This is a genomic window from Streptomyces sp. NPDC001532, assembly GCF_040298625.1.
Taxonomy (GTDB): Bacteria; Actinomycetota; Actinomycetes; order Streptomycetales; family Streptomycetaceae; genus Streptomyces.
The window spans coordinates 87565-111308 of record NZ_JBEPAL010000029.1; the positions used below are offsets into that span (position 1 = coordinate 87565).

General features: G+C 71.2%; 24 protein-coding genes. 12 read left to right on the top strand and 12 right to left on the bottom strand.

From position 1 onward, the window contains the following. The first annotated feature begins 226 nt into the window (after positions 1-226). The 4 genes from ABT232_RS25075 to ABT232_RS25090 all read left to right on the top strand — a co-directional run bounded on the left by ABT232_RS25075 (position 227) and on the right by ABT232_RS25090 (position 5544). Positions 227-757, top strand: a complete 531-nt coding sequence (locus tag ABT232_RS25075; protein ID WP_351843605.1) for a hypothetical protein — start codon at positions 227-229, stop codon at positions 755-757. After that, positions 757-3684, top strand: a complete 2928-nt coding sequence (locus ABT232_RS25080) for a M48 family metalloprotease (RefSeq protein ID WP_351843607.1) — start codon at positions 757-759, stop codon at positions 3682-3684. The genes ABT232_RS25075 and ABT232_RS25080 overlap by 1 nt, the downstream gene beginning before the upstream one ends. Before the next feature lie 58 nt (positions 3685-3742). Further along, complete coding sequence (locus ABT232_RS25085; protein WP_351843609.1) at positions 3743-4294, top strand: hypothetical protein; 552 nt, start codon at positions 3743-3745, stop codon at positions 4292-4294. A 101-nt stretch (positions 4295-4395) separates the two neighbouring features. After that, positions 4396-5544 (top strand): hypothetical protein, encoded by a 1149-nt coding sequence (locus ABT232_RS25090; RefSeq protein ID WP_351843611.1) that lies wholly within the window; start codon positions 4396-4398, stop codon positions 5542-5544. 402 nt (positions 5545-5946) lie between these two features. On the opposite strand, the gene ABT232_RS25095 is transcribed toward ABT232_RS25090, so the two are convergent. Then, entirely contained in the window at positions 5947-6441 is a 495-nt protein-coding gene (locus ABT232_RS25095; RefSeq protein ID WP_351843613.1) for a PaaI family thioesterase, read from the bottom strand. 91 nt (positions 6442-6532) lie between these two features. On the opposite strand from ABT232_RS25095, the gene ABT232_RS25100 reads away from it, so the two are divergent. Beyond that, positions 6533-7000 (top strand): winged helix-turn-helix transcriptional regulator, encoded by a 468-nt coding sequence (locus ABT232_RS25100; RefSeq protein WP_351843616.1) that lies wholly within the window; start codon positions 6533-6535, stop codon positions 6998-7000. A 59-nt stretch (positions 7001-7059) separates the two neighbouring features. On the opposite strand, the gene ABT232_RS25105 is transcribed toward ABT232_RS25100, so the two are convergent. The 3 genes from ABT232_RS25105 to ABT232_RS25115 all read right to left on the bottom strand — a co-directional run bounded on the left by ABT232_RS25105 (position 7060) and on the right by ABT232_RS25115 (position 9962). Beyond that, entirely contained in the window at positions 7060-8211 is a 1152-nt protein-coding gene (locus tag ABT232_RS25105) for a helix-turn-helix transcriptional regulator (protein ID WP_351843618.1), read from the bottom strand. Between the two features lie 134 nt (positions 8212-8345). Continuing rightward, positions 8346-8876 carry a hypothetical protein gene (locus ABT232_RS25110; RefSeq protein WP_351843621.1) on the bottom strand — a complete coding sequence of 177 codons (531 nt, stop codon included), beginning with the start codon at positions 8874-8876 and terminating at the stop codon, positions 8346-8348. 207 nt (positions 8877-9083) lie between these two features. Continuing rightward, complete coding sequence (locus tag ABT232_RS25115) at positions 9084-9962, bottom strand: sigma-70 family RNA polymerase sigma factor (RefSeq protein ID WP_351843623.1); 879 nt, start codon at positions 9960-9962, stop codon at positions 9084-9086. Between the two features lie 84 nt (positions 9963-10046). On the opposite strand from ABT232_RS25115, the gene ABT232_RS25120 reads away from it, so the two are divergent. Beyond that, entirely contained in the window at positions 10047-10505 is a 459-nt protein-coding gene (locus ABT232_RS25120) for a carboxymuconolactone decarboxylase family protein (RefSeq protein ID WP_351843626.1), read from the top strand. A gap of 66 nt (positions 10506-10571) precedes the next feature. Here ABT232_RS25120 and ABT232_RS25125 read toward each other — a convergent pair whose 3' ends face one another. From ABT232_RS25125 to ABT232_RS25145, 5 genes are all read right to left on the bottom strand, one after another. Next, on the bottom strand, positions 10572-11207 hold the full coding sequence (locus ABT232_RS25125) for a hypothetical protein (RefSeq protein WP_351843628.1): 636 nt from the start codon (positions 11205-11207) through the stop codon (positions 10572-10574). Between the two features lie 183 nt (positions 11208-11390). Then, positions 11391-12584, bottom strand: a complete 1194-nt coding sequence (locus ABT232_RS25130; RefSeq protein ID WP_351843630.1) for an MFS transporter — start codon at positions 12582-12584, stop codon at positions 11391-11393. 311 nt (positions 12585-12895) lie between these two features. Next, positions 12896-13897 carry a MerR family transcriptional regulator gene (locus ABT232_RS25135; RefSeq protein ID WP_351843633.1) on the bottom strand — a complete coding sequence of 334 codons (1002 nt, stop codon included), beginning with the start codon at positions 13895-13897 and terminating at the stop codon, positions 12896-12898. 6 nt (positions 13898-13903) lie between these two features. Beyond that, the gene (locus ABT232_RS25140) at positions 13904-14557 is read right to left on the bottom strand and encodes a HEAT repeat domain-containing protein (RefSeq protein ID WP_351843635.1); all 654 of its coding nucleotides are present in this window, start codon (positions 14555-14557) and stop codon (positions 13904-13906) included. Between the two features lie 215 nt (positions 14558-14772). After that, positions 14773-16512 carry a SpoIIE family protein phosphatase gene (locus ABT232_RS25145; protein ID WP_351843637.1) on the bottom strand — a complete coding sequence of 580 codons (1740 nt, stop codon included), beginning with the start codon at positions 16510-16512 and terminating at the stop codon, positions 14773-14775. A gap of 274 nt (positions 16513-16786) precedes the next feature. Between ABT232_RS25145 and ABT232_RS25150 the strand changes: the two genes are divergently transcribed. Next, a complete protein-coding gene (locus ABT232_RS25150) occupies positions 16787-16936 on the top strand; it encodes a hypothetical protein (RefSeq protein ID WP_351843639.1) in 150 nt (49 codons plus the stop codon). A gap of 125 nt (positions 16937-17061) precedes the next feature. On the opposite strand, the gene ABT232_RS25155 is transcribed toward ABT232_RS25150, so the two are convergent. After that, complete coding sequence (locus ABT232_RS25155; RefSeq protein WP_351843642.1) at positions 17062-17973, bottom strand: DMT family transporter; 912 nt, start codon at positions 17971-17973, stop codon at positions 17062-17064. Between the two features lie 98 nt (positions 17974-18071). Between ABT232_RS25155 and ABT232_RS25160 the strand changes: the two genes are divergently transcribed. Next, positions 18072-18992: a LysR family transcriptional regulator gene (locus tag ABT232_RS25160; RefSeq protein ID WP_351843644.1), complete on the top strand. Its 921-nt coding sequence runs from the start codon at positions 18072-18074 to the stop codon at positions 18990-18992. A gap of 208 nt (positions 18993-19200) precedes the next feature. Here the strand turns inward: ABT232_RS25160 and ABT232_RS25165 are convergent, their stop codons facing one another. Beyond that, positions 19201-20130, bottom strand: coding sequence for a zinc-binding dehydrogenase (locus tag ABT232_RS25165; RefSeq protein WP_351843646.1), 930 nt, complete (start codon positions 20128-20130; stop codon positions 19201-19203). Between the two features lie 140 nt (positions 20131-20270). On the opposite strand from ABT232_RS25165, the gene ABT232_RS25170 reads away from it, so the two are divergent. Beyond that, the gene (locus tag ABT232_RS25170; protein WP_351843648.1) at positions 20271-20936 is read left to right on the top strand and encodes a TetR/AcrR family transcriptional regulator; all 666 of its coding nucleotides are present in this window, start codon (positions 20271-20273) and stop codon (positions 20934-20936) included. A 114-nt stretch (positions 20937-21050) separates the two neighbouring features. On the opposite strand, the gene ABT232_RS25175 is transcribed toward ABT232_RS25170, so the two are convergent. Then, complete coding sequence (locus ABT232_RS25175; protein WP_351843650.1) at positions 21051-21464, bottom strand: DUF7144 family membrane protein; 414 nt, start codon at positions 21462-21464, stop codon at positions 21051-21053. A gap of 439 nt (positions 21465-21903) precedes the next feature. Here ABT232_RS25175 and ABT232_RS25180 point away from each other — a divergent pair, with 439 nt between their 5' ends. From ABT232_RS25180 to ABT232_RS25190, 3 genes are all read left to right on the top strand, one after another. Next, positions 21904-22422 (top strand): hypothetical protein, encoded by a 519-nt coding sequence (locus ABT232_RS25180; RefSeq protein ID WP_351843652.1) that lies wholly within the window; start codon positions 21904-21906, stop codon positions 22420-22422. Positions 22423-22536: 114 nt separating this feature from the next. Then, on the top strand, positions 22537-23379 hold the full coding sequence (locus ABT232_RS25185) for a DUF4097 family beta strand repeat-containing protein (protein WP_351843654.1): 843 nt from the start codon (positions 22537-22539) through the stop codon (positions 23377-23379). A gap of 57 nt (positions 23380-23436) precedes the next feature. Beyond that, on the top strand, positions 23437-23744 hold a 308-nt coding region (locus ABT232_RS25190), incomplete at its 3' end, for an ATP-binding cassette domain-containing protein (protein ID WP_450871741.1).

Consider the following 23744-nt stretch of genomic DNA (forward strand, 5'->3'; position numbering starts at 1 on the left):
TCAACACCGCTCGCCAGGATGAGCGTATCGCTCCGGACCGACCGGACGGGTCCCGGTGGCGTGATGCGGCGAGCGCCGCGTGGTGCACCCGAGGTGGCCGAAGCGTGAGGAGAAGGAGAAACAGAACGTTCCAGAAGAGGAGACCGCCGGGCCCGAACGCCGCGACGGAACTGTGCCAATCCCTTCTTCACGTCACCACGGACAGGTTTCCGGCCTGGGGAGTGCCATGGACGTCGAAGTGATGCGTGTACGCGACCTGGTCCGGGGTGTGGTGACCGAGGTGGCTCCAGAGGAACTGCCGCTCATAGCGGGTCTGGCCGGGTTCGACGACGCCGGTGTCGTGCGGCGGTTGGGCGGTGGTGACCGGCGGCGGGAGACCCTGGGATTCGGGCTCGGGGAAGTCGCAGCCCTGGTGACTCCAGTGGTGTGGCTGGCGGTGGACCAGGCCGCGCAGCGGATCGTGGGGACCTGGGTGGACAACGGGATCACCAGGACGGGTACCGCCCTGCGGAGGCTGTTCCGCAGGCCTGCGTCCGAGCCGGTGGTGATTCCGCCGCTGACGCGTGCACAGCTCGTGCTCGTGCGGGATTCGGTGCTGACGGTGGCTGCGCAGCGGGGGCTGGAGCCGGAGCGTTCGGCCGTGATCGCCGACGCCGTGGTGGCCAGGCTGGTGTTGATCGAGACGGAGGCGGACGGGACGCCCGAACTGCCCGACTCGGATACGCCGGACGGACCGGAACGGCAAGGCGAGCTCTGATGGTCGTCTTACCCACGGACACCGCTGCGGCCGGACGGCCCGCCGCCTCCGACCCACTTGACGAGCGGGTCGTCGTGGCGGGTACCACCCTGCGTTTCGTCCTGCTCCTGGTCCTGCTGGCCGCGGCCGGCTCGAGCATGATTCCGCGGACCGTCCGGCACCTCCTCGCGTCTTCGGAGAGGGCCGACATGGCGGCGGCCTGTTCCCTGGCGGCAGGCATCGATCCCAGCGTGTCGATGAACACGAGCTTCGTCCAGTCCAGGCGTCAGCCGGCCGCGCTGGAGGAGTGCATGGCGCGATTCGCGCAGGACTTCACTGGGGTGGCACTGGGCGTTGGGATGGTGGCACTCGCCGCGGCCTGTGCCGTCTACTGGCTGCTTCCGGTATGGCGGACGCGGCGCACCAAGGTCGTGCCGCTCGACGTGATGGACGTGAGCGGAGGGCTTCGACCGCTGCTGAAAGAGCTGGTGACCGTTGCCGGACTCGACCGCACACCCTGCTTCGTCGTCGATCCGGCGGCACGGACGACCGGCGCCATAGCGTTCGGCCGCCCACGACGGCCCGTGATCCGCCTGGACGGGGGTCTGGTGGTCACCGCCGAGACCGAGGGGGCACGGTTCCGTGCTGTGGTGCTGCACGAGTTGGCGCATCTGCACAACAAGGACATCGGCATCACCTATGCCACCGTCGCGTTGTGGCGGGCTTTCCTCGTGGTGGTGCTGCTGCCGTGGGTGGCTGTGGGCGTGGACGTCCTCTTCTTCCGTGGGCCGGCGGACGTTCGGGGCATGTTCGCCCCGTTCCACACACACGCCCAGGTGCTCGGCGTTCTGCTCGTACTGGCGGTCCATCTCTCCCGGCTGGAGATCGTGCGCCATCGCGAGATCTACGCCGACCTCATGGCCGCCCGCTGGGGCGCGAGCGCGGAACCCTGGGAACGCGGTGCTGTGCGGCAGCGCTCCAGGGACGGGTGGCGGGAGCTGCTCGTCCGGTTCGCCGGGCTCTGGCACACGCACCCCCCGCAGGCGCTGCGCCGGGCCACCCTGACCGACCCGAAGGCGCTGTTTGCGCTGAAGGCGCTACCCCTGGTTCTCGCCGGGCTGGCGGGCGACATCCTCGTCTGGCACCTGGGCGCGCTGCCGTACGAACTCATGTGGCTCAAGGCCGTTCTCGTCGCGGGTCTCGTGGTGGGCATCGGCGGGATCGCACTGTGGCGTGCCGTGTTGTACGCGCTCCTGGCCGGGCTGCCGGTCCCTGCTGGGTGTTCCGTCGGACTGTGGCTCGGGCTTGGCGTCGTGGTGGGGGAACTGACCGGGCCACGCGCCGCGATGAACCAGTGGCTGCCGGCGCACCCCGAGGCATTGCTGATCCTTGTGGCCGCGCTCGTACTGGTGATGACATGGACCGCGCAGAACGCCGAGTGCTGGTTGCGGGCCTGGCGAAGGCGTTCGCTGGGGCCGGTCATGCTCGCGGGCCTGGCGGTGCCCGTGCTGGCGTACGCCTCCGTCCTGCACTGGTGGTGGTTCCTCGGCGAAGTCCTCACGGGCGGCTGGCCGTTCACCACGGCCGGACTGCTGGCCTCGTACGACCTGCCCGGACTGCCGCCTCCGCCTTCGGACATCGGGACGCTGTGGCACGTCGTCGCGGTGGTGGGCCTCCTGCCAGGCACGCTCTCGCATGTCGGAAGCCTGTGGTGGTCGGAGACACTGCTGTGGGTGCTGCCGTTGCTCGCTCTGGTCGTCGCCTCCCGCTCGGGTGGCGGACGGGACGGCGGCCTGAGTGTGGAACGCCCGAGGTGGCTCGCCGGTAGGCCGACAGGCACCGGGGCGACGGCGTCAACTTCGGATTCCTACGGACCGGGGCGGTTGCTGGCCGCTGGGCTGGCAGGCGGAGTCGTCTGCTCGGCCGGGCTCGTTCTGGCGCCGGCCCGGCTGGGTATGGCGGACCCGGAGGCCGTGGGGACGACGGGACCACTGCGACTCGCGCACATGATGGCGCCCGTCCTGGTGATCTGTGCCGCGATGGCCCTGACGGCCGCCGTCGTCGCCGCCCTGGCGGACTCGGGATGGCTGACCTCCGGGCTGGTGGCGGCGGGGGTCACCGCGTTGCTGGGCGTGGCCGCCTCGAACGTCCTGATGCGGTCGGACGCGAGTACAGGGCTTGACGCGGTGGCTTGGTCGCTGTCGCAGGACGTCCATCTTCCCTACGCGGTGGCCCTGGGCACACTGGTGGCTGCCCTGGCCGCCTTCGTGGGGCGGGGCGCCGTGCTGTTCTGGCGGTGGGCACTCGCCGGGCGCCGGGCACGGCCGCGTTCGGCGGCGCGGCTCGCGCCGGTCGAAGAGCATCCGCTCGCTCCGGTGTGGCGGCGCACTGTCAGCGTGGCTGCGATCGGAGCCCTCATGGCTGGGATCGGCGCCACGGTGCTCAGTGTGGACCTATCAGAGTCGCGCGGGCGGTCCTCAGGACCGGCGGCGTCGATGCTGGAGCAGACGACGCCCCCGCCCTCGGCGGCGGTGTCACGGCTCCAGCACCAGGCGTGGACGGCGGTCGGAGGGCTGGAACGGATCCAGGCGCTGCAGGCCGCGGAACGCGCGTACGGCGCCGCCTTCACGGCCGGAGGGCAGTCCACCACCAGGACCGAGTTTCTCCAGGTGATGACCCGGATGAAGAGCACCTGCGGGGAGATGGACCGGGCGACGCGGCGGGCGAGCAGGTACTTCAGCGTGCCCAGCGCGACGGGACAACGGATGTGGGCGCGCGTGATGACCCGGCACCGGGCGATGGTCGGCACGTGCCGGGCCCTCGCCGCGCGACCGAGCACCGTGAGAGCCAAGGCGGCGGACACCGCTCGCCTGAGCGCCGTCGACTCGGTGGACGCGATGCTCTACTGGCTCGCCGAAAAGGGAGCAATCCGGCCGAAGTCATTCTGAAGGCCCGGGCATTGGCCAGCACGACCCAACCGACCCGACCCCACCGAAGGGCGAACACATGACGATCGGCACCCACACATGGAGACGACGCGTCGAGGTCCTGCTGTTGAGCTGCGCGCTCGCGCTGACCGCTTGCGGCGGAGGCGACGACGACGGCGAAGGCAGCGGTAAAGGTGTGGGCGCCACGGCCCCGGGCAAGGAGCCGGCCGAGCGCCACACCGTCGTCCTGGAGGTCACTTCCGACTACGGCCGGCCGGTCGCGATCAACTACTTCGGGCACGCCGACGGCCGCGACGGCATGAAGGTGCTCGGGGAGAAGGACGGGGAACTGTCGGCCGATTCGCCGTGGAAGACCACGCTCGCGGTGGACGGCGAGGACGTGTGGGTCAGCCTGACGGCGAACGGGACCGGTTGTCTGGGCCGGGCCACCGGAGGCGAGTCCTGCGAGACCGGAGCCATCCCGGATCGCGAGGACATCGAGGGGACCGGCACGACCACTTGCCGAATCATCATCGACGGCAAGGTCGTCGTGGAGAAGTCGTACACCTGGCCCACGATCATCCCGGTGACCTGCCTCACGCCGCTGGCCGGGAAAGCCGGTGAGAGATGACGACCGCCGACTCCTCGTCCCCGAGCCCGGGTCTGACGACGGACACGAACCCGGCCCCGGGCCCGGACCCTGACGCGCGCCGTCGCTCTCGGCGGTGGGCCTTGCCGCTCGCGGGGCTTCTCCTTCTCCTGGGTGCCGGCCTGCTCCTGTGGATCTTCGATGGGCCCGGCGGCGACAACCCGGCCCGCGGGTCCGGCGGCGACCGCACCTCGCCGCCGCGCACCGACCTGGCACGTGCCGCCGCCCTTCTGCGTGACGCCCCGGCGCTGCACTACACGGGCTCCCTGGACCTCACCGGCGCCCAGGGAGGCAGGAGCACCCGAGTGGACGTGATCGTCAGCAATCCCGCCGACGCGCTCGGCACCTTGAGGATGCCCGGCAGCCCGGCACTGGACTACGTGGGCATCGACGGCAAGTCGTTCCTGCGCGGGAACCCCGACGCGTGGCGATCGTTCGGCATGGCCGAGAAGTCGAAGCTGCTCGCCGAGGAACCATCGATGGTGCAGCCGGGGATGTTCTTCTCGCAGGACCTCGCCACGGCCCTGGCGCCTCCGGCGCTGGCGAAGACCGTGGCGGCGGAGGACGTTCCGGACGAGCAGATCACCCTGGGCGAGCCCGTCACCGCCGGCGACCACACCTGCACCCCGATCCGCGCCGGCGACACCACCGTCTGCCTGAGCGACGAGCGAGTGAACGGCGCCCGGTTCGTCGACCGGATCAGTTTTTCCGGCGGGACCGCCGTGCTCGACATCGAGCTGATGTCCAGGCAGGAGGTGCAGCGGTTCTCCGCCGACTTCCGGTCGAAGCTCCCTCTGGTCCGCGACTCGGTGGACCCCCGGATCAAAGTGACCATCCAGATGCTGCGCCGCTACAAGGGCACGTGCGCCCCCACCGCCTGCGTCTTCACCGCTCGGACAACCGTCACCTACCTCGGGTCCACCTCGGAGCCGGATGCTTCCAAGGCCGTCCCGGTGACCTACTCATGGGTCGTCGACCGGGACGGGACGCCGATGGAGCTGGACCCGGAGTGCTCGGGTGCTCTCCTGATCAAGCCGGGCGAGTCGGAGGACCTGTCGTGCACCGCGACCGGGCCGTCCGTCCAGTCCGGGGCGAGCCAGGGCAACTTCCACGGCAAGATCTACACCTCCGACCGCGCACTCGCTCCCAAGGAGTACCAGCGGCTGGTACGCCTGGCAGCCGACAACAGCAAGAAGATCGCCGCGCTCTCTGATCCGCCGACACCCCGCTGACCGGCCCGTCGGTGCCGACGGCACATGAGGCGGTGCTGTCCACGGAGCCGGTCTCTCTCCGGCAGTTTCGATGCCGGGGACGGGCCGTCGTCATGGCCGCCGGCTTGGTTCTGCCCCATTGGACAGCGCCGTGCCCAGACGAGATGGCTGCGCGGGCGGTCTGCCTGACCAGGCATTTGTGAGCGGTCTGGAAGGACCGAGCTCGTCGGGAGGTCCCGCCCTGGCGAGCTGATGCGGCACTTCCCTGCGATGCCCTCAGTGCGCGGCGATGATCAGCCCTGCCTCCGGCCCCGGACCGGATCGGCCGGCACCAGCGGCTCGGTCCGGCCCCTTATCGCATCGGTCATCGCTGACCGGGAAGGCAGATCTGACCAGTCGACGAGCTTATCGACGAGACACTCCCTAGGCGGCGGAGACCGGGAAGAGCATGCAGCTGCTCGTGGCGTGGGCGAGCAAGCGGTCGGCGGAGTCGAGGAGTTGGGCCTGGGCGAGTGCGGTGCGGCGGCCCTGGCTCACCACGGTGCCGACGGCCCTGACCTTGCCCGTGTCGACGTTGATCGGGCGCAGGAACTTCACGTTCAGGTCGAGCGAGGTGTAGCCCATGCCGGCCGGCAGGGCGGACTGCACGGCGCAGCCGGCGGCGGAGTCGAGCAGCGTGGCGTAGACACCGCCGTGGACGCTGCCGATCGGGTTGTAGTGCTCTTCCCCGGGTTCCATGGCGAAGACCGCCCGGCCCGACTCGACCTCCTCCAAGGTGAAGCCCAGGGCCGAGGCGATCGGTGCCGCCGGAAGGCGCCCCGCCAGTACGTCCCGCAGGAACTCCAGACCGCTCGCCCGGCCGACCGCGGCCGCGGAGACGTTCGGGTCCCCCCACTCGAATGTGCGTGACCTCGCCATGGGGCGATCCTCCCGTTTGCTGACTATGAAATCTGAAGCTAGCCAGCCGCACCCCTGGCTGTCAATGACGAAGTCAGCCTACGATGGCCGCATGACCTGGCTGGAGACCAGCACCGACAACTGCACGGTGCAGCGCACCCTCGATCTCATCGGTGAGAAGTGGTCGATGCTGGTGCTGCGCGACGCCATGAACGGCGTGCGGCGCTTCGACGACTTCCGCCGCCATGTGGGTCTGTCCGAGGCGGTGCTGTCCGACCGGCTGCGCAAGCTGGTCGCCGCCGGCATCCTGAGGACCGACCCCTACCGCGAACCCGGCAGCCGTACCCGGTACGAGTACCGGCTCACCTCCAAGGGCTGGGACCTGTGGCCGGTGATGATCGCCCTCAAGCAGTGGGGCGACCGTTACACCGCCGACCCCGAGGGCCCGCCCCTGGAGGTCCACCACCGTGACTGCGGCGCACCCGTCGAGGCCGTGGTCGTCTGCGCCGGCGGCCATGGCACTCTCACCCCTCGGGAGGCCCGCACCCGCCCCGGCGCCTCGGCTCACTCCGCGAACTGACCTGCGGAGTCGGCGCCGACCCGCCGGAGCGCGGGTCGACAGGTCGGCAGGTCGGCAGGTCAGACGTAGTGGCGGGCGAAGACGCCGGCCACCAGCTCGCGTCGGCTGTGCAGGCCCGTCTTGTCGAACACCGACTTGAGGTGGTCCTGGACGGTGTGCGGCGACAGCCCGGCGCGGCGGGCGATGTCCGCGGTGGAGTGCCCGCGCAGCACCAGCCCGGTCACGTCCTTCTCCCGGGGCGTCAGCCCGTAGGCGGCGGCGATCACCCCGAAGTGCTGGCCGTCGTCCGCCTTCTCGACCACGACGGCGGTGCGGGCCGCCGTCGAGCCGGAGTGGTCACGGGCCGAGTCGGAAGGGCCGAGGCACCAGGCGTGCAAGCGCACTCGACCGTGCGCACGGCTGTGCATCCACGAGGTGTGCGTCCCTGGGCCGCCCGGCGCCTGGACCGCGGCCGCCACCGCGTAGACGGCGGGTGGCAGTTCGTGATCGCCCGTGGAGGCGCTGCCGGTGCCCACCGGTTCGCCGGTCGGATCGGCGGTCACATCGGCCGTCGGATCGGCGGCCAGGTCGTCGAACCACATGCCCACCGTGGGCGTGCGGTGCACCACCCGGTAGTCGCCGTCCAGCAGCACCAGTCCCGGTGCCGCCGCCGACGCGCCGGCCTCGGCGAGCCGGGTCAGATGCAGCCGGCGCAGTACGGATCCGAGCGGCTGGGCGAGCGAGGCCGCCACGGTCAGGTCGGACGTCTCGAAGGCGGGCGCGTCCTGGGCGCGTCCCATGATCAGGGCGCCCCACGAACCGTGCCGGTCCCGCAGCAGCACCCGCAGTTCGTCCCGGAAACCGAGAGGGCGCATGATGTCCCGGTAGCGTGGGCTGCGTTCGAGACAGCCGCCCGTCTCCCTGCTCAGCAACCCCACCGGCGCCGTCCGGGTCGCCAGGTGGGACAGGTCGTTGGCGTCTCCCTCCCGGTACTCGATGTCGAGCATGCGCGGCATCATGGGCGGCGGCAGTGCGTCGCGGTAGTCGCCGCCGGTGTTCATCAGCGTCTGCGGATCCACGGTCACACCGGCGCAGATGTCGAACCGCAGCGCCGGGCGCGTGGCCCGTTTGACCTTGTCGAAGAACTCCTCCACGGTGCGCGCGGACCGTGCCGCCCGTAAGGCCGCGTCCGTGACACGGCCGGCGCGTGAATCTCCCCCGTTGCGCTTCATGGCCTCAGGCTAGCGCCCGGTGACGTTCCCGGGCGGCGTTTGTGCAGGTGAGAGCCATGGCTCCGCTTGCCGTGCCCGGGAACGGCGGTGTCCTGGGCGGGTCGGTGGATCAGGTGACCCGCCCAGGCGTGCCGTCAGCGGTTGTTGTGCAGCGTGAGGTTGAGCTTCGCCCAGTCCTTGCCGCCGTTCTCACCGCTGCGCAGGGTGATCTCACTGAGCGTGGACGCCTGCCCGGCCGGGACGTAGCGGTTGAAGTCGTACTCCGCGTCGAGGTCGGTGTTGGTGTCGTTCGTGCCCTCGTACAGCCGCAGCGTCACGTAGATCATGACGCCGCCGGAGGCGTCCGTCTGGGCGGAGACGTGCTTCTCCACGCGGATCTCGCCGCCGCACGTGGTCTCCCACCACAGCGACGGCGACCTGACCTCGTTCACCCAGCCTTCGGAGGCGACGTTGCCGTTGCAGTACGTGCCGGCCGAGAAGATGCCCTCGTCGTCGCGGATCGTGTAGGTCCCCGTCAGGGCGATGTTCCGCCACACCGAGGCCGTCGCGACGTTCGCCTCCGTCCCGGACGGGGCGGCGACGGCGAGCGGGGCCGCCCCCAGCGTCGCCGCCAGCCCGGCGGCGGCCGCGGTCAGCAGGCCCGCGGTTCTCATACGTACGGACATCTTCTTTCTCCCTCGTTGTCGGTGCCGTGGTGCTTCGTCCTGCGCGTCGGCTCGCTGCCGTCGCGAGACCAAGACTGCTGCGGCGGGGCGGCACATCCCATCCCAGAAACCTGGGGGTGGTCGGGACCGTCTCTGTCTCTGTCTCTGTCTTCGTCACCGTCAGGTCGGCAGGACGTCAGGTCGGCAGGTCGGCAGGTCGGCAGGGAGTCACACCGGGGCCGGCAGGTCCATGAGGGCGAGTGCGGCCGGGTCGGTCACAGCGGTGACCGCCGTGACGCGGCCGTCGGTGACAGTGAAGGCGAGCAGGGAGAGCGGAGTGCCGTCCTCGCTCCAGGAGATGAGGCCGGGGCGGCCGTTGACGGTCGCCGTGCGGGCTCGTGCCGCGCTGCCGCCCGCCAGGCGCGCCCGGGTGGCGACTTCGGTGGCGCCGATCGTGACGAACCGGCCCTCCGCGGCGTGGACGGTGAACTCGACCTCGGGATGGAGGAGTTGCAGCAGCTCTTCGAACCGACCTCCGCGAGCCGCGGCCAGGAAGGCTCGGACCACCTCGCGCCGCTGCCGTTCGGCGCCGGTCGGCTGCTGGGCGGCGCGTACCTTCCTGCGGGCGCGGCTCGTGAGCATCTTCGTCGCGTCGGTCGACTTGCCGAGGATGGTGCCGATCTCCTCGTGGGACACGGCGAACACGTCGTGCAGCACGAACGCCAGCCGTTCGTGCGGGCGCAGCGAGTCGAGCACCGTGAGCAGCGCGAGGCCGACGGAGTCCCCGAGTGCCACGAGCTCCTCCGGAACGGGAGCGTCGTCGAGCGTCACCGTGAACTCGGGCAGCCGGTCGTCGAAGGAGACTTCCCGGCGGGTGCGGCCCGACCGCAGCACATCGAGGCTGATGCGGCCGACCACGGTCGTCAGCCAGCCGCCGAGGTTGTCGATGGTGTCGGTGTCCTGGCGCGAGAGACGCAGCCACGCCTCCTGGACCACGTCCTCCGCATCGGCGTGTGATCCGAGCACGCGGTACGCGACGGCCCGGAGCCGGTCACGGTGGGCCTCGAAGGCGTCGACGATCGGATCCGCGGGATGGGTGCCGGGCATGTTGTCACCTTCCTTCAAGCTGCTCCGTCATAGGGGTGACGGGCGAAGGCCCCGCGACGTAACCCGATGAAGGAGCACTCTCGCATGCGGAACCGGCTCAAGAACAAGAGCGCGAGCAATCCCGACGTGTGGACCGCGATCCAGCACCTGCAGAAGGCGATCGCGGCCGGAGGCGTCGACCCGAAGCTGCTCGCGCTCGTCCACCTGCGCGTCAGTCAGATCAACAGCTGCTCGGCCTGCGTCCACGCCGGTGTCGCCGGAGGCAAGAAGGCCGGTGACACCGACGAGCGGCTGCACAACGTGGTGGCGTGGCGTGAGGCGCCGTTCTACACCGACGCCGAGCGCGCGGCGCTGGCGCTGGCGCTGGCCGCCACCCGGCTCCAGGACGGTGCGGAGGGCGTCACCGACCAGATCTGGGATGAGGTCGACGCCCACTTCACAGAGGAGCAGATCGGCGCGATCAACCTGGAGATCGCGCTGACCAACTTCTTCAACCGGATCAACCGCACCATCAAGGAACCCGCCGGCCGGACCTGGGGCTGATCCCGGCCCGGCGCTCACCCACCGGTCGCGCCGCGGTGAGTCAGCTCATCGGCGCCGGGGACCGTCTCACCACAGCACCCCGAACACCATGACCACGCCGACGAACAGCCAGACCGCACCGCCCACGATCATGACGAACAGCTTCACCAGCAGGAACGGCAGCCACTGGGCGTGCGCGGCGCGGGAGGGCTGCCGGGGGTCGTAGACGATCTCGGTGCGTTGCACGTTGCGCCGGCAGCTGTAGGTGTGCACACCGCCGTCGGCGTCGGTGTACGTGTAGTACACGTTCTTCTTCCGCCGCCCGGTGGCGAACCCGTGCACGGCGATGCCCCGCCGCGCCAGCGCGACCCGTCGGGAGGATTCCTCGATGCCTCCGATGACGCCCGCCAGCCCGATGGCGAGCGGCACCAGCCCGACGACCACGCCGAGGATCCGCGCCCCGTGCGTCGCGACGACCCACCCGGCGTATCCGAGGTAGGCCATCACGACCAGGGCCAGCGGCACCAGCAGCCACCACAGCCCCGGGTCGCGGGTCTCGGCCGTCGTGACGAGCGTGCTGCCCGCCGGGTCCCGCGGCGTGGGCAGTACGCCGGTCAGCGCGGCGGCGAACGCGGCGGTGGCGGTCGGGTTGCCGCCCTCGACGCGGTGTACGGCACCGTCGGTGAGCACGATCTCGACGACCCGCTGGTCGGGCGTGCGCACCTCCTGCGGCGAGAGGTATGCCGACGCGCCGGTCGCGGTGCTCGATGTGGACCGCGTCCGTGTCGTATCTGGCGGTGACCCGGCGGCCGTGGAGTATCTGGGACATGCAGAGTTGACCTTCGTACGGCCCTCATGGTTGCCCCTGAGCGGCCAGAAAATCGCCGCCGACCAGGGGAAGTTCCGTCAGCGGGGCGGCGAGGCGTCCGTCGGCGCGGCGGTGCGGCGGAGTACCGCTACGACGGTGCCCGCGGCGACGAGGAGGGCCAGCGCGGCATACCCGTAGGCGAGCGTCGCGACGGTGGCCACCGCCGCGACGAGCAGGGGCCCACCGGCGTCGCCGAGTTCGCGCCCGAGTTCGGCGGCTCCCATGGTCTGGCCCATGCGTTCCTCGGGTGTGCGCGTGGCGAGGGCGGCGAAACCGAGGGGGGTGATCAGACCGGTTCCGGCTCCGATGAGAGCCGCGGCGACGAGCACACCGGCGAGTCCGGGCAGCATGGCGCAGGCGAGTCCTGCGGCGGTGGCCGCCAGCCCGGCGGCGAGCCCGGTGCCGGTGCTGAGCCGTCCGTCGTCGAGCGCGCGTCCGGCGTGGGGCTGGACGAACGCGGCGGTCGCGGCGAGCACCGAGACGGCGGCGCCGGTCGCGACGGTCCCCAGGCCGGCGGCTGCACCGGAGACGGGAAGGAAGCCGACACCGACGGAGAGCGCGGCGGTGGCGGCGGCCAACGCGGCGGTGGGGCCGAGGAAGACGGGGTCGGCCAGACGCCGGGCGAGGTCGAGCACCGTCTGGCGCTTCTTGGGCAGCGGCGGAACGACCGGCACGGCGACCGCGGCCCACACCGCCACCGCGGCACCGAGCGCGGCGAGCACGACGAAGAGCAGCCGCAGACCGCCCGCCCAGACCAGCAGACCACCGAGAAGGGGGCCGAGCGTGTAGCCGACGGACTTGTGGAAGCCGTACGTGCCGAAGGCCCGGCCGCGCTTGGCGGCCGGGTTGAGCCGCGCGACGAGCGCGGAGGCGGACGGCGAGAACGCGGAGGCGGCGGCGCCCTGGCCGAGCCGGGCACCCCAGAGCCAGCCGGGGCTGTCGGCCATGACGTACAGCGCGGAGGCGGCGGCGAACGCGACGAGGCCGCCGACGAGGACGGGCTTGGCGCCGATCCGGTCGGCGAGACTGCCGAAGAGCGGCTTCAGCAGCACCTCGGCCCCGTCGTAGAGGGCGAGGAGGCCGCCGAGGACGAGCAGGGAGGTGACGGCGTCGTCCGAGGAACCGCCGAGGTTGGCGGCGATGCCGTGCGCACCGAAGGCCGTGGTGAAACCGGCCGCGTACAGCGGCCACATCTGCCGGGCGGGCACCGCGGATACCGGGGTGGTGGTCATCGCGGGTCCTCCGGGGTCTCGTGCGGGGCGCTCAGGTACTGGGGCCGGTGCAGCCAGGTGCGATGCGGATGCAGTGCGGGTGCGGGTGCCGGTGCAGGCTCCAGCGGCTGCTCTTCGTCGACGCGGCTGAGAATGTAGCAGCGGTGGCGGCCGTAGGACTTTCGCGGTCCGGGCCAGGCCTGCGGAGGCCGGCTGTGACTGGCGGAGGCCGGCTGTGACTGGCGGAGGCCGGCTGTGACCGGCGGCGGTCGGCTGAGCCAAGTCGGCGATGCCGCCGCGCGTTTCCTGAACGTACAGGGGGTGAAGCCTCCTCACGCGTCCCGCAGCGTGAGGATGTACGTCGCGGTCAGCGCCACCGCACGATCCTCGTCGTGGGACAGGGCCTCCAGCGCACGAGTCGTCGTGGTTCCCGGGATGTCCGCGAGCGCCTGTGTCAGCCGTCGGCGCGCGCCGGCCTCCACCGTGCCGCGGGCCAGCCGGTCGAGGAGACCGGTGGCGATGCGATCCGCCAGGGCGACATCACTCGCCAGCGCGCTCAACGCATCGGCCGCGTCGACGTCGTTCGCCTCTTCGACGATCATGTCGATGAGCGTGGGGACCGCCTCGGCCGCTCCACGGACGCCGAGTTCCAGGGCCGCGCACCTGCGGACCCCGATGTCGGAGTCCGAGAGGGCGGCCCGCAGCAATTCGGTCGCCTCGTCGTCCGCGATCTCGGCGACAGACCGCACGGCACGCTTCCGCACCTCGGCCTCGGGCGAGTGCAGGCCCTGCGCGAGCAGTGCCAGGCCGGCCGCGCCCGACTGCGCGAGCGCCCAGCGAAGGGCACCGGCGACATTCGGCTCCGTCTCGCTCAACGCCGCCTCGACCAGGGCTTCCACCGGCACCGAGACCTCCTCGACCGACGACAGCGCCGCGCGCTGCCGCCTGCCCGCGCTCTCCGATCCCAGGGCCTGGAGGAGGGCCACGGTCTGCAGGACGCCCTCCCAGTCGGCGGGGTCCGCCGCACCGATCCGACGGAGCCGTGTGAGCAGCCTCGTCTCGCTCGCGATGCGCTCCCGCGTCTGGTGGATGAGGTCGTCCACGAGTTGCGAGGGCGTGAAGCCGGGATCGTCCAGCGCGCGTCCGACCTCACGCAGCGACAGCCCCAGCGACCGCAGGCTCTCGATGTGGAAGATGCGGCGGATGTCCTCGCTGGAGTACTCCCGGTAGCCGCCGTCGGTACGTCCCGTCGGCCGCAGCAGACCGAGCGATTCGTAGTGCCGGAGCATGCGGGCACTGACCCCCGACCGTCGTGCCACCTCACCGATCAACACTGCCTGTCACTCCTCCTGGCCGCTCGTGCCCAGGGCGACGACGCGCTTAGCCTCCTCGATCGCGAACTCGAACCCCGCATCCGGATCGCGCAGCAGCCGTTCCGTGGCGATCGCGTGCTGACGCACTCCGGGAACGCTATCCGTCATCGCGGCGCGCAGGGCCGGCATGACCACCTCGCCGAGCGCGGTCAGCGACCGGCTGAGGCTCAGCCGCGTCTCCCGCCCGCCGCGCCCGAGCTGCGTCGCCAGTACGTCGGCCAACTCGGCCTTGTCGTCCTCCGGTACGAGCGTGACCGCCGCCCGCCAGGCGCTGCGCGCCACCTCGTCGTCGGCGTCGGTCAGCAGCGCCCGGGTGATCGCCGGCCAGGCTCGCCGGTCCCCGACCTTGGACAGTGTGTGCAGTGCCTGGCTGCGTGCCTGGGGACGCTCCGAGCGGAGTTCGTCGACGAGGGCGGGGACCGTCATCGACGACGGGTGGCGGGTGAGCGCCCACGTCAGCATCTCGCGTACGTAGAACTCCGGCTCGACGGCGCATCGTGCGATGAGCCGGTCCACGAACCGTGGGTCGGGAGCGGTGCCGACCGCCAGCGCCGCTCGCAGCCGCACCGACGAGCTGCCGCTCTCCAGCCCTCGGAACGCTCGCACGGCGTCCGTGTCCATGTCCGCGTCTGTGCCTGAGTCCGTGTCTGTGCCTGTGTCCGTGCTTGTGTCTGTGTCCGTGGCCTCAGTCGTGCCGCCGGCCGTCTCTGCGCCGGCGCCTGCGCCTGTGACTGTGCCTGTACCTGTGCCTGTGCCGTCGTTCCGCGTGATCACCGGGACCACCTCCTCGGCCTCAGTGAACGGCTTGTCACCGTGTCAAGGTCAAGCCGAAGCGTTCAGCGCGTGGGCGATCCGGCGCGGGCCGGGACGCGCAGGGCCAGGAGTGCCACGTCGTCGTCGTTGCCCGCGGGGCGGACACGGCGCAGGAGCTGGTCGGTGAAGGTCGCGAGAGGACGGCGGGCGAGCGCGGCGGCGTGGCGGCTCAGCCGGTTCAGGCCCTTGTCGAGCGTATGGCCGGGCTCTTCGACGAGACCGTCCGTGTACAGCAGCAGGATGGACCCCGGTCGCAGCGACACCGTGGCGTCGGAGCGCGGCCTGCCTCTGACGCCGGTGCCCAGGAGGATGCCGTGACCGGCGGTGAGATAGTCGGCCACGCCGTCCTGGCTGATCAGCAGGGGCGGCGGGTGACCGGCGTTGGTCCAGGACAGCTGCCAGTGATCGTCGTCCTCGGCTTCGATGCGGGCGAAGATCATGGTGGCCATGGCGACGTCGGTGATGTGCTCGATCGCCTCGTCGAGCCGCTCGACGATCCTGCTGGGCGGATCGTGCTGAGACCAGGCGTAGGCGCGGAGCATGTTGCGCACCTGCGCCATGCCGGCCGCCGCCTCCAGATCGTGGCCTACGACGTCCCCGATGGCCAGGGCGGTGGCACCGTCGGCCATGCGGAAGGCGTCGTACCAGTCGCCGCCGACCTGTGAGGCGTGCGGGGCGGGCACGTACCGGGCCGTCATCTCCAGGCCGGGCACGCTCGGCATCGGGGGCAGCAGATGGTTCTGCATGGTCTCGGCGACCTTGCGCTGGCGCTCGTAGAGGCGGGCGTTGTCCAGGGCGAGGCCGGCGCGGCGCGCGATGTCCTCGACCAGGGGCAGATCGGCCGCCGTGAAGGCCACCGGGTTCTCGGCGCGCCCCAGCGTCAGGGCGCCGAGGACCGCGCGCGGGCTGCGGATGGGCGCGATGGCCGCGGAGTGCATCCCGGTGGTGTCGAACAGACGGCGCTGCTCGACCGCGATACCGGAGTCCGGTTCCTGCTGGTAGGTCGCGGGTCCGGTCACCATGGAGGACACGCCGCGCAGGGCCCGGGACAGAGGCATACGGGACTCGTCCAGCAGCGGCGGCATCGGGCCCTGGAGGTCTTCCTGGGTCTCGGCGAGGTCCCCGTGGGCGTGGGCCACGATCGCGCGCCACACCTCGTCGCGCTCGGTCTTCAGATCGACGATCACCCAGTCCGCCAGCCGGGGCGCCACCAGGCTCACCAGCCGGCGCAGCGCCTCGTCGACGTCGAGTGTGGACGTCAGCTGTGCGGTGGCCTCGGCCAGCAGGGCCAGCCGTTCCAGTTCCGACAGCTGGGCGGTCGCCGGTTCCGTACGCGGGCCCGCCGTGTGCGGCTGCCCCGAGCTGTGGAAGATCACGAGGGTGCCGGTGTGCGCGCCGTCGATGTCGTACGGCGTGATCAACCAGGAGATCGGCAGCACGGAACCGTCCGGCAGGGCGAAGTAGTCCTCGTCGGCCTGGGCGGGGCGTCCGGCGTGGAACGCCTGCCGCATGGCGCATTGGGTCCTGGGCAGCGGCTCTCCGCGCGGCCCGCGGTGCAGCAGGTCGTGCGCGTCGTACCCGATGAGGTCGGCGGCGGACCGGCGCAGGAGCTGTTCGGCGCGGACGTTCACGGCGACGATGCAGCCGCGGTCGTCCACCAGGTAGACCCCGGCGCCGATGGCGTCCAGTGCCCCGATGAGCGCGGCGGACCCGGCCGGCGCAGGCCGGTGGGGGACCGGCCCCGGCTGCTCCGGTCTCGCCATGTCCTCGCCTCCTCCCGGCTCGGCGTCCATGTCTCTCTCATATGGAAACACCGGGTGCGCGAAGACACCGATCGCCTGCCGACCGGCCCCCGCGCCGGAGCACCGTGACCCCGTGCTGCCATCCGGCGGGTGGGCCGAGCGGCCCGCGGACACCGCCACCCGATCGGCCTACCCGGTCTCGCTCCGGGCGTGCGGCCCTCACCCGTGTGGCGCACGCTGAACATGGACCTTCTGCTCGACGCCACGCCTGTGGCCACTGCTGTCAGGAGGCGTCATGATGGTCATCGCGTTGCTCGTCCCGCCGGTGCTCATGTGTCTTGTGTTCGCGTTGGACGCCTTCGAGGCGTACTTGTTCCCGCCGCCACCCCGGCCGCTACCCGACGAGCCACCGGAGCCGGCCGGCAGCGAATCCGCCGCGGAGTGACGGCGGCTGCGGGGGAGGGGCATCGACTTCCCCGCGTACCGGTGGAGCTGTCACGGCAAGCGCCGGCGGTCCGTCCGATCCCGTAACCCGGGAGGTGACGGACCGCCGGCCTGGACATACCTCGATCAGGCGGGCTGGACCGACGCCGTGGCCGGCGATGTCTTGCGACGCGTCATGCCGACACCGACGAGGACGACCAGCATCCCCGCGGCGATCCGGAGGCTGAAGGGTTCGTCGAGGGCGAGGGCGCCCAGCCCCACGGACACGACGGGCAGCAGGTAGCCGACCGCCGCGGCATTGGTCGCGCCCTCGTCGGCGATGACGCGGTACGTGAGGTGAAAGGTGATTCCCGTGGCGAAGATCCCCAGGAGCACCACCGCCACCAGACCCGACCAGTGCGGCTGAACCGCCGTCAGACCGCCGAACGGCAGGCTCAGGGAGGTCAGCGCGGTGGCGGCGAGGAGCTGGGCCGCGGAGAGGGACAGAGTCGCGTGCCCCTTGCCGACGAGATGGCGCCCCATGTAGGCGAAGCCGATCGCGTAGCTCGCCGCCGCGGCGACGATGGCGAGGGCGGCCCAGCCGACATGACCGGCTCCCTGCCATGGAGCGAAGATCAGCACCACTCCGCCGAATCCCAGCAGCAGTCCGCCCAGGCGCACCGGACGCACCCCGCGCTCCGTGCCGGCCGTGATGCCGACCACGAAGGACCACAGCGGGGTCGTCGCGTTGAGTACGCCGGCCACCCCGGAGTCCACGGTCTGCTGGCCGATGCTGAACATCGCGAAGGGCAGCGCGTTGCACCAGAACGCGGCCATGAGGACATGACCCCAGGTGGCGCGGTCGCGAGGGAGGCGCCGGCCCGTGGCGAAGGCCAGGAGCAGCAGGGTGCAGGCCCCCAACAGGCAGCGCACGATGGTGACTTGAGCCGGTGAGAAGGCGCGCAGGGCCAGGTCGATCCACAGGAAGGTCGACCCCCACAGCAGGGCCAGCACAGCTGTCCGGGCCCATGCGTACGTCCTGCCCGCCACATCGTTCACGTTCGGTCTCCTCACAGGTCTGCGTCCCACGCCACGATGACCCGGCCGAACCCGTAAGCACAATCAAATGATTTTGCACTGCCATTAAGCTCAGCTACATGCTGGACGTGAGGCGGATGCAGATTCTGAGGGCCGTGGTCACCAGCGGGTCGGTGACCGCCGCCGCGGCACACCTGGGCTACACGCCCTCCGCGGTGAGTCAGCAGGTGTCGGTGCTGGAGAAGGAGGCCGGGATCGCCCTGCTCGAACGGGTGGGACGCGGTGTGCGGCCGACGGCGGCGGGCCGACTGCTCACCGAGCACGCCGCGATCATCAGTCAGGACATCGCCGACGCGGAGACGGCGCTGGCCGACCTGCGCGCCGGGCGGACCGGCAGGCTCGCCATCCGCTACTTCGGCTCCGTCGGTCCCACATTGGTCGCACCCGCTCTGACACGGCTTCGGCAGGAGCATCCGGGCGTGCAGATCGATCTCAGGCTGATGGAGGGCGAAGATCCGCTGTCGCAGGTCGAACGAGGCGATGCCGACCTGGCGATCGTCGTCGGACCGCGCGACAGCAGCCCGCGGGGCATTCGTCTGGTGTTCCTGCTCGACGACGAGTACCTCGTCGCCCTGCCCGCCGGGCATCCGCTCGCGGCCCGACGCATGCTCGATCTCGCCGACCTCGCCGGCGAGCCGTGGGTCGGCAGCGAACCGCCGGGACCCTGCCTCGACCTGATGCTCGACGCGTGCGCCGCCGCCGGCTTCAGCCCGAGCCTGGTGGCGAGGAGCGAGGACTACGCCACCGCGCAGGGCTTCGTCGCGGCGGGTCTCGGGGTCGCCCTCGTTCCGCGCCTCGGAGTGGCCGACCGCCGCGGCGGCGTCGTCCTGCGCCGGGTACGGCGTCCCGAGCCGGTCAGGACCATCTACGCGGCCGTACGGGAGGGAGCGCCGGCGCAGTCCGCGCTGGGCACGCTGCTTCACGCGCTGGAGGAAGCGGCGCGGCAGTCGGCGGCGTCGGCGGCGTCACGTCGTCGATAGTGCGATGCGGGTACGTGGGGACGACTGCCTGGGCGGCCGGCACCCGATGACGGCCGCCGGGCTGACGCCGTGCACGTGCCGTGCCCTGTCGGGCCTGGACCATGCCGTTGCCGTTGCCGTTGCCGTTGCTGTGCCGTGCTCGTGCCATCCCGTGTCGTTGGCCGTGGGTCGGGTCGAGGGGCAAAGCCGCGCCTTGTCCGGCCCTGACTCAGGAGATGTCCAGGACCGCCTTGCCATGGAGGCGGCGCTCCAGCAGAGCGTCGATCGCCTCGGCGGCCTTGTCCCAACCACCGCGCCAGGCGATGTTCGGATCGAGCCGGCCGACGGCGACCTCGTCCGCGAGCCAGCCCAGGTCCGGTGCCAGTCCCGTGCAGGCCGGTAGCGAGAAGGTGACGACGGAGCGGTCGGCGCGCCCGGCGTCGCCGAACAGGGCGCCGTACGGAAACGATTCGCCCTCGTGCGCGGAGTGCCCGACCGCGACCAGAGTGCCGCCCTCCGCCAGCAGGGCGTAGGCGTCGACCAGTTGCGGTCCTCCGACCAGGTCCACCACGCCGTGCACCGGCTGGGTGACCTCACGCGGGCCGGCGACCACCTCGTGCGCGCCTTGAGCCGACAGGGTGTCCGCGTGCTTGCGCGGATTGCCGGTGGAGGCGATGACGTAGGCGCCCGCGCGCCGGGCGAGCTGCACGGCGTAGCGCCCGACGCCGCCCGTGGCACCTGTGACGAGGACGCGCCGTCCCAGGATCGGGCCCAGGCGGTGCAGAGCGCGAAGCGCACTGGTCGCGGCCACCGGGACCGTGCTGACGGCACCGAGATCCGATGCGGCTCGTGCCGTCCCGGTCCAGGCCGTGTCGACGGCGCGCAGCTCCGCCCAGGCGCCGTCCATGCCGAACGCGACGACCGGTGTCCCGACCGGTGGGCCGGACCCGTCCTCGGCAGCTCGGTGCACCACACCTGCCGCGTCCCACCCGGGCACCGCACCCTCGGGGGCGTCTAGCAGGGCGAACCTGACCTCGCCGTAGTTGAGCGAGGTCGCCGTGACCCGTATCAGCGCCTGATGGGGTCCGGGTTCCGGATCGGGCGCCGAACCGAGCCGCAGTCCGGCCGGTGCCGAGCGGTCGACGAGGAGAGCGCGCATGGCAGAACACCTTCCGCGGGGGGCTGCCGGCGGCGCTGGACCGCGGTGAAGCCCGGTGGAATCCCTTTGTGCCAATCCCTTTATGCCACCGAGTGGCATAAGCCTGCAAGTGGCAATCGCGCCGTGGATACACTGCGGGCATGACGCGCATGCCCCCACCGCCCCACGGTCAGAGCGAGCAACTCCCCCTGCGGGAGCGGAAGAAGCTGCGCACGCGTCAGGCGCTGATCGACACATCGCTCGCGCTGTTCACCGAGCGGGGCTTCGGTGGAGTGACCCTCGACGAGCTCTGTGACGCGGTGGACGTCTCCAAGCGCACCTTCTTCCGCTACTTCACCAGCAAGGAAGACGTGGCCATGGCGCCCACGCAGGATCTGTGGCGCGCCTTCCTCGACATGCTGGAAGCCTGTGAGACGGACGGCCGGCGGATGATGGAGATCCTCGAGGAGGCGCTGTCGTCCGCGCTGGACCGCATGACCGCCGACGACTGGGCGCACCGCGTCCGGCTCAGCCGGAGACTGGCCGCCGAGAACCCTTCCATGGACGCGCACGGCCTGCACTTCTGCCGCCGCACGACCCACGCGGCGCTCGCCACGCTGCACCGCCGGTTCGAGCTCGCGACGCCGCGCGATCCGCGTCCCCGGCTCGCCCTCGACATGCTCGTCGCCGCGTTCGAGTGCGCGCTGGACGACTGGGTGCGGCAACCGGCCGACAGGGGCCGGGACGACCTCGCCGCCCGCTTCCGCGACGCCTGCGCGGCGCTCCCCGGCAGCCTCACCTTCAGCGCCGAACCCAGAGCCCTGTAGACCCCGGGGAATCCGCAGCCGATTCACCTTCACCCCGACCCGCTCCCATGAGCTCGGGGGAGTGCCGCGAGGGCGGCGGGGCCGGGGTGGCCGTCAAGGTGAGGTGAAGGCGCCCTACATGTCCCTCTCGCGGGCGACGCACAGTGCCCAGATGACGAACCCCGACATCGCGATCATGACGACCGACCAGACCGGGTAGTACGGCAGCGAGAGGAAGTTGGCGATGATGACCAGGCCGGCGATGGCCACGCCGGCCACGCGCGCCCACGTCGCCCCCTGGAACAGCCCGAGGCTGACGATCACGGCGAACACGCCGAGGAGCAGGTGGATCCAGCCCCAACTGGTGAGGTCGAACTCGAAGACGTAGTTGCGGGTGGTGACGAAGACATCGTCCTCGGCGATCGCCGCGATGCCGCGGAAGATGTCGAGAAGGCCCGTGATGGAGAGCATGACGGCGGCGAAGACCATCAGGCCTGCCGCCCACTCGTGCTTCGTCGTGTGGGCCCGCGGAGCGTGTGAGGTGGTCATCGTTCTGCCTCGTTTCCTAGTGCCTGCTCTAGGCCGGAAGGACGCGTCGACGGGATCGGCGGAGGCCGACGGGGCAGCGTGGACTGCCCGTACCCGCTCTCTTCAGCGTGAGCATGCTCGCCGGCCACGGCCTCACCCGAGGCGGGTGAAGTCCGCGACGGCATCCGGGAGGCCTCACGGCGCGCAATGGCGCACACACATGGCGCACACGTGACGCCGCATGGCACCGCATGGCGCCGAGTGGCGTCACTTGGCGCCTAATGGCGCCACTCCATGCCGCCATGCGCCATCAAAGGGGTCGTCGACGGCCCTGACGTGTCGCTGCTGCGATCGATTCCGAGCGCGTTTCCGCAGCTCAGGTGGGTCATCCAGGAGCATGCTGCACTTGCGACGCCATCCGGGCTTGCGAGTGGCGCCACAGTGGTGCCATCATGGCGTTATGGACCTCACCCCGTATGTCGACACTCTCCGCCGAGAACTCGCGGTGGCCGCCGAAGCCGGCGGGGAAGACGCCCGTGAGCTGGCCGGGAGGCTCACCGCTCCTCTGGAGTCGGCGACCCGGTTGGTCATGCTCAACGTGCTCTCCGCCGCGATGGACGAGATCACCCGCGAGCTGGCCCCCGGCTCGGTCGATGTACGGCTGCGCGGACTGGACCCCGATTTCGTGGTGACGCCGCCGCCCGCCGACGCCGGCCCCGCGGAAGCGGCTGCCGCGCCCGTCGAACCGTTCCAGGCGCAGCCCCCGGTCGACGGCGAGGAGGGCGCCACCGCCCGCGTCAATCTGCGTCTGCCGGCCCACCTCAAGGCGCGTGTGGAGGAGGCCGCGAGCCGCGAGGGTCTGTCGGTCAACGCGTGGCTGGTGCGGGCCGTGTCGGCGGCGGTCGACGGCGGCACCCGGCCGCGGCCGGCGCAGAAGACCCAGAACGTCGGACAGAGCTTCACGGGCTGGGTGCGCTAGCCGCGCCCCCGGCCGTACCACCTCACCACCTCACCACTTCACTCCTTCATCCCTTCACCCACATCGCGTCCCACCAGCGGGGACGGTTCGAAGACCCAAGAGGACGGGACAGCCATGCCTTCTTTCGACACTCCCGAACCGATCTCGGCCACCGTGCACGTGGAGGCCGGTTCCATCCAGTTCATCGCGAGCGACCGCCTCGACACCGTCGTGGAGGTACGGCCCCGCGACCCGAAGCGGGACCTGGACGTGCGGGCGGCCGACCAGACCGAGGTCGGTCACACGGGTGGTGTGCTGACCGTCAGGACGCCCAAGTCGGGCCTGTTCGGCCGTACCGGCACCGTCGACGTGACGGTCGAACTGCCCACGGGCTCGCGCGTCGACATGACCGGCGCCTGGGCCCAGGTGCTCGGCGAGGGCAGGTTCGGCGAGGTTCGCGTGAAGACCTCGTCCGGTGACGTCCGCCTCGATGCGACCGGCCCCCTGAAGCTGACCGCGTCGCACGGCTCGATCACCGTGGACCGCGTCGACGGCCACGCCGAGATCACCACCAGCTCCGGCAGCCTGCGCGTCGGCTTCGTCGACGGTGGTGCCGTACTGAAGAACTCGCACGGCACCACGACCGTCGGAACCGCGACCGGCGAGCTGCGGGTGAGCGGCGCCAACGGTGACATCGACATCGCACACGCCGAGGACTCGGTCACCGCCACCACCGCGCACGGCACCCTGCGCGTCGGCGAAGTCATCCGCGGCACGGTCCAGTTGGAGACCTCCTACGGCACCATCGAGGTCGGGGTGCGCCAGGGGACGGCCGCCTGGCTCGACGTCAGCTCCGGCTCCGGCCAGGTCCGCAACACGCTCACCGTGTCCGAGACCCCGGACGAGACCGAGGACACCGTCAAGATCCGCGCCCGCACCCGGCACGGCAACATCGACATCCGCCGCGCCAAGGCCTGAGCGCCGCACACCCACCCCACCACACCACTCACTCCAGCCTTCGATCGGGAGGGCTCCATGCCTTCATCTGTCATGCCCACGTCCAGTCGAGGCAGCGGCCGGCCGTCGCAGGTCGCCATCTCGGCCATCGGCCTGCGCAAGTCCTACGGCGACAAAGTCGTCCTCGACGGCATCGATCTGCGGATCCCGGCCGGGTCCGTGTTCGCGCTGCTCGGTCCGAACGGTGCCGGCAAGACCACCGCGGTCAAGATCCTCTCCACGCTCATCAGTGCCGACGGCGGTCAGGCGCAGGTCGCGGGCCACGACCTCGCGGCCGAGCCGCAGGCGGTCCGCGCCGCGATCGGCGTCACCGGCCAGTTCTCGGC